Annotated in this window: 1 protein-coding gene; it reads left to right on the forward strand. The window is 64.4% G+C overall.

The genetic code is table 11. The features are described 5' to 3' along the window. Positions 1-842: elongation factor Tu (gene tuf, locus AC07U0_RS18320; protein ID WP_494721401.1), on the forward strand; the 842-nt coding region annotated here is incomplete at both ends.

Consider the following 842-nt stretch of genomic DNA (forward strand, 5'->3'; position numbering starts at 1 on the left):
GACATCGACGCCGCGCCGGAAGAAAAGGCCCGCGGCATCACGATCAACACCGCGCACGTGGAATATGAGACGGCCAACCGTCACTACGCCCACGTCGACTGCCCCGGCCACGCCGACTATGTGAAGAACATGATCACGGGCGCCGCGCAGATGGACGGCGCGATCCTGGTGGTGTCGGCCGCTGACGGCCCGATGCCGCAGACCCGCGAGCACATCCTGCTGGCCCGTCAGGTCGGCGTGCCGGCCCTGGTGGTCTTCATGAACAAGGTCGACCTGGTCGACGACGCCGAGCTGCTCGAGCTGGTCGAGATGGAAGTGCGCGAGCTGCTTTCGTCGTACCAGTTCCCGGGCGACGACATTCCGATCACCATGGGTTCGGCCAAGGCCGCGACCGACGGCGTGAACCCGGAAATCGGCGAACAACGCGTTCTGGCGCTGATGGAAACCGTCGACGCCTACATCCCGCAACCGGAACGCCCGGTCGACCTGCCCTTCCTGATGCCGGTCGAAGACGTGTTCTCGATCTCGGGCCGCGGTACGGTCGTGACCGGTCGCGTCGAGCGCGGCATCGTCAAGGTCGGTGAAGAAGTCGAGATCGTCGGCATCCGTCCGGTCCAGAAGACGACCTGCACGGGCGTCGAAATGTTCCGCAAGCTGCTGGATCAAGGTCAAGCCGGTGACAACGTCGGCGTTCTGCTGCGCGGCACCAAGCGTGAAGACGTCGAGCGCGGTCAGGTTCTGTGCAAGCCGGGTTCGATCACCCCGCACACCAAGTTCCTGGCCGAAGCCTACATCCTGACCAAGGAAGAAGGCGGCCGTCACACGCCGTTCTTCACGAACTA

It is taken from the genome of Brevundimonas sp. GW821-FHT02A10, from assembly GCF_059422025.1.